Origin of the sequence: Bradyrhizobium sp. PRIMUS42, assembly GCF_023006515.1 — a bacterium.
In the GTDB taxonomy this organism is placed as follows: domain Bacteria; phylum Pseudomonadota; class Alphaproteobacteria; order Rhizobiales; family Xanthobacteraceae; genus Bradyrhizobium.
This window is the reverse complement of record NZ_JALBGZ010000521.1, coordinates 1-4,593: the sequence shown is the minus strand read 5'-3', so window position 1 is coordinate 4,593 and position 4,593 is coordinate 1. Positions and strand designations below refer to the sequence as shown.

Annotated in this window: 3 protein-coding genes and 1 pseudogene; 3 read left to right on the top strand and 1 reads right to left on the bottom strand. The window is 63.4% G+C overall.

The annotated features are described in order from the left end of the window. Positions 1–132: 132 nt before the first annotated feature. Positions 133–1,635, bottom strand: coding sequence for a DUF3047 domain-containing protein (locus MOV75_RS28295; protein ID WP_246923654.1), 1,503 nt, complete (start codon positions 1,633–1,635; stop codon positions 133–135). Here MOV75_RS28295 and MOV75_RS28290 point away from each other — a divergent pair. The 3 genes and pseudogenes from MOV75_RS28290 to MOV75_RS28280 form a co-directional block, all read left to right on the top strand. Continuing rightward, complete coding sequence (locus tag MOV75_RS28290) at positions 1,534–2,544, top strand: AraC family transcriptional regulator (protein WP_246923657.1); 1,011 nt, start codon at positions 1,534–1,536, stop codon at positions 2,542–2,544. The genes MOV75_RS28295 and MOV75_RS28290 overlap by 102 nt on opposite strands. A 167-nt stretch (positions 2,545–2,711) precedes the next feature. Further along, the gene (locus tag MOV75_RS28285) at positions 2,712–3,935 is read left to right on the top strand and encodes an ABC transporter substrate-binding protein (protein ID WP_246923661.1); all 1,224 of its coding nucleotides are present in this window, start codon (positions 2,712–2,714) and stop codon (positions 3,933–3,935) included. Positions 3,936–4,220: 285 nt separating this feature from the next. Further along, a pseudogene (locus MOV75_RS28280) lies at positions 4,221–4,593 on the top strand (mandelate racemase); the annotation flags it as partial.

Below are 4,593 nucleotides of genomic sequence, written 5' to 3'. Positions count from 1 at the left end.
GTTCGGCCTCGACGGCTCCGGCGACAGCCTCGCCGAGCCGACGCTGCTGCTGGTGCATCAGCTGGAAGCGCGGGGCCTGCCGTAGCGCAAGTTTTCTTCAGATGGGGCCACAGGCTCGCTCGACCTCTCGCGCTAAACCTTGTGCACAGCTTTGTCACCGGTGGTGACCTTGATATCGGCATAGCGACAGGCGCCGTGGCGGCGCTGGAACGGCGCCACGGCCAGCAGCCAGATTTTCGAGATCGCGTTCGCCGATCCGCCGATATGGGCGGCGTAATCTGCTGCGATGTCGCGTTCCTGCGCCTGCCAGGTTCCGAGGTCCGCCTTCCCGGAACGGACGATTATATGTGTCTCGATCGCGTTCCAGGCGGGTAATGGGCATCGGAAGACCTTGCCTTCAGGCAAATATTCGCTCCAGACATAGGTGAGATCCTGCCCGTCGTCGAACTTCACGCCGATCGACAGATAGTCGTGGGTCGCAGCCTGGTCCTCGGCGACGACGGACGGCAATTGATCAATTTTCCAGCGCCATGCGAGGCGCGGACCGGAGGCCAATGGAAGCGGCAGCGATCTCTCGATGATGCTGACATGCCCCGCGATGTCGCAGACGATCTCGCCATCAGCGCCCTGACTGAAGACTTCCTGCCCACCCCCGAAACCGAGCAGGTTCGACCACCCCGCCGGCAGCCTGCCGCCACGCTCGAGACGCGCAAGCTCGGACTTGAGCTGACCGCCCACGTCGCCATGCGCCAGGAGGCTCTTAATGCCGACGCCGGCATCCCCGCGCCACAGCAGGGCGACACCTGTCATCTTGACATCCGCCTTCCTGTAGATGTCTTCCGGCGTACTCAGTGCTCCGTCCTCGTTGGCCCATTCCGCGGCCGAACGCGCGACCTCAATGCTTCCATCGTGGGCGACCGTCATGGTTCCTGTGTCCAGCATAGGGTTGTACATCGGCCGGAGCCCGCGCGTGCGCGCGTGGAAGATCAGGCCGGGACCGAACCAGAGATCGTGCTCACGCGACAGCCACATGCGACCGTTCAGGAGGAACGTCACCTGCTGGCCGCGCACTGCGTCGAGACCGAGATCGGTCCAGGGCAGATCGGCGCCGTTGATCTCGAACGCCTTGGTGGCGACCAGTTCCGGTGAATTCGCCTTCGCAATGATTTCCTTGATTCCGCTTACGACATCCGCTGGCGCCGGAGCGCTCTGCCCTGCGGCTTGCGCGGTCTGCGATGCGGGACCGGCAAAGGGCAGGACCAGGCCGAGCGCCGATGCGCGTAACATGACATCACGTCGGGAGATTTTCCCGGCCGGAGACGAGAAGCCAAGACAAGCAAAGCACATGCATTCCTCCCTGCCCCTGCGCGACACGGGCGTTTGGCCGTATTCCATCGGGATTCGAATGCTATGCTTTCGTGCCGAATTCAGCCTGCCATGTTGTGCCGACGTGGCCGCCTGTTTGGCGCGTGAGGGCAGATGCGCCAGACCGGTTACACACGCGCGAGCACGCTCGGTCCGATCGCGGAGGTAGTGACTGCGGCCGGGGGATCGATCGAGCGGGTGTTTCGACGCGCCGATCTTCCCCTCGCCTTGCTGGAAGCGCCGGACACGTTGGTGCCGCTGCGCGATCATTTTCGGCTGTTGATGGTGACTTCGCGGGAATTGCACGACGACCTCTTTGCGGCCCGACTCGGTCGCCAGACATCGATGGCGGGCCTCGGCGTTTTCGGCAGATGGGTGACCCAGGCCCCGACCTTGCTCGAGGCGATCCACCGCGCCGGGGCGAGCCTGCCGCACATGCTGCAGAACGCCACGCAGTTGGTCGCGCGCCGTCACGGCAGCGAAATTCGCTGGTCGTATGAACTATCCGACCCTGCGCGCGACGGGCGGCAGCAGAACGAGATGCTCGCTGTCTGGTACATGATTGCCGTCATCAGGCATTTTGCCGGCATCTGGTGGCTGCCTGACAGGATCATCTTCGGGGGCCTGCCAAACCGTCTCCGGTGCCCGATCGGCGAGTTGATGGGTACCGATATTGCTGTTGGCAATGCTGCCAGCGCGATCGTGTTCGATCGGCGGCTGCTGACATCAGTCAATCCAGATATGGCACAGGGCGATGGGCTGACCGCGAGCGAACTCGGGCGTATTTTTGACCTGCCGGATCCGGAAGACCTGCCGGGCCGTCTGTCCGTCCTGATCGAATTGGAGCTGCTCGATCGCCGTCCGACCCTTTCACGCATCGGAAACCGGTCGGGGCTCGCGCGACGAACTCTGCAGCGCAGGCTCGGCAACGTCGGCCTGAGCTACAGCGACCTGTTACGAAACGCGCTGCAGCGCCGGGCGGTGCGGCTGTTGTGCCGGACTGACCGATCGATCGGCGAGATTGCATCCATGCTTGGATATGACGACCCCGCCCATTTCTGCCGGGCCTTCGAGCGCTGGAGCGGCGTACCTCCCACCCGTTGGCGACGTCTGCTCGAATCGCGAGGGCGGCCGGACACGGAACGCGTCGCCAAGATGACCTCGGGCTGGACTGACTAACGCGACCCACGCCTGCCTACTGCCGTGGCGGCGCGTCAGCACGTCTGCCGTTTCATTCGCTCAGCTGTCGCAACCGGCCACACGATCGCCAAACGCTTGACGTAGATCAACTCACCTGGGTGCGGAATGAGCCGACCTCGTTGGGGGCCAACGACAAGGTGTCGAGCATGCGCGTCACCGGCAGAGTGCTGTTCGTTTTGATCGCCGCTATCGCGTCGCTCGGCGCGATGTCCGAGCAACGCCCAGACCAACCCACTTCCGACAAGGAAATCCGCATCGGCAATGTCATGCCGTATTCGGGACCGCTCTCTGAATTCGGCGCGATCGGACAGGCGGAAGCTGCTTATTTCGACATGATCAACGCGCGTGGCGGCATCAACGGTCGCAAGATCCGCTTCATCACGCGCGACGACAATTCCGATCCGGCGGCGGCGCTGGAGCTGACGCGCAACCTGGTCGAGAAGGACGACGTGCACCTGATGTTCGGATCGTTCGGCACCCCCGGCAATCTCGCCACGCGCTGGTATCTGAACGAGAAGAAGATTCCTCAGCTGTTCGTGGCCTCCGGCGATGAGGAGCTGAGCCGGGCGAACGCATTTCCCTGGACCATGGGCTGGCAGCCATCATTTCGGTCGGAGGGGCGGATCTACGCCAACTACATCCAGGCCTATTACCCCAGGAAGAAAATCGTCGTGCTCTGGCAGAACGACCAGTTCGGACGCATGCTCTACAAGGGCATTCAGGAAGGGCTTGGCGACCTGAACCGTCATGTCCTCGTCGACATTGCCTTCGACATCAACGACGAGCATCTCGACGGGCACGTCTCGATCCTCAAGCGCGCGGGCGCCGACATCTTCGTCTTTCTCGGCGTGCCCTCGACGGCGGCCAAGGTGATCAAGCTGGCGGCGTCAATGAATTGGCATCCGGTGTTCATCGTCAACGATGCCTCCGCCTCGATCGCCAATGCGATGGCGCCGGCGGGCCTGGAGAACTCGGCCGGCGTGATCTCGGCAGCTTTTCTGAAGGATCCGAGCGATCCCGCATGGAAGGACGATTCCGCCATGAAGGACTGGTTCGGCTTCATGGACAAGTACCATCAGGTCGAGAGCACGAACAACAGCGCCGCACTCTATGGCTACGCCGCGGCCGAGGCGCTGACGCAGGTGCTGAAGCAATGCGGCGACGATGTCTCGCGCGAAAACATCATGCGGCAGGCGACGTCGCTCAGGTCTTATCAGCCTTCCGTTGCGTTGCCCGACATCAGGATGAACACCTCGTCCAGCAGCTATTTGCCGATCAAGCAGATGCGGCTGGTGCAATTTGACGGCCGGTCGTGGCAGCCTTTTGGGGATGTGATCGAGACGGCGTTCACGGAAGGCGCGGCGCGATGAAGTGACTCACACGGATCTTTTTGCTGGGCCACCCCTCTCCCCCACCCTCCCCCGCAAGGGAGGGCTAGGGAGAGGGGTACCACACGGGGACTCTATCAACGGAAATGACGACACGCCTGCGCGCCCCCTCACGCCGGCTGAGCGAGGCCAGCGCGCTCTCGAGCAGCGAGCGGACGCGCAGCCGCATCGCCGCATTTTATCGTGGTCGGGCCAAGCGCCTTTTCGTTTCATGACGAATGTCTAAGATTGGCATCAACCACCGTTGACCATCCGGAGCCAGCGCCCATGACCGAGACCATCCGCATCAAGCGCTGCAACGCGCGACCCGTGATCGCGCCGATGAACCTGCCGCTCCAGACCTCGACCGGCGCGGTCGCCCGGGCGCCGCTGGTGCTGATCGACTGCGAGACCGACCAGGGCGTCATCGGGCATGCCTACCTGTTCTCGATCACGCCGTCGGCCTTGAAGCCGCTGACGGCGATGGTCATGGAAATGTCAGAGCTGGTCGCTGGCGACGAGCTGCTTCCGTTCGAGATCGAGCGCAAGCTGACCCAGCGCTTCACGTTGCTGGGCCTCGCCGGCTTGCAGCGGCTGGCGCAATCCGGCATCGACATGGCGGCTTGGGATGCGCTGGCCCGCACACGCGGCTTGCCGCTGG

What these genes read in the sequence shown, in the direction of transcription:
- MOV75_RS28285 (WP_246923661.1), top strand. Translation starts at nt 2,712, where the DNA reads ATGCGCGTCACCGGCAGAGTGCTGTTCGTTTTGATCGCCGCTATCGCG.
- MOV75_RS28295 (WP_246923654.1), bottom strand. Translation starts at nt 1,635, where the DNA reads ATGATCGCGCAGCGGCACCAACGTGTCCGGCGCTTCCAGCAAGGCGAG.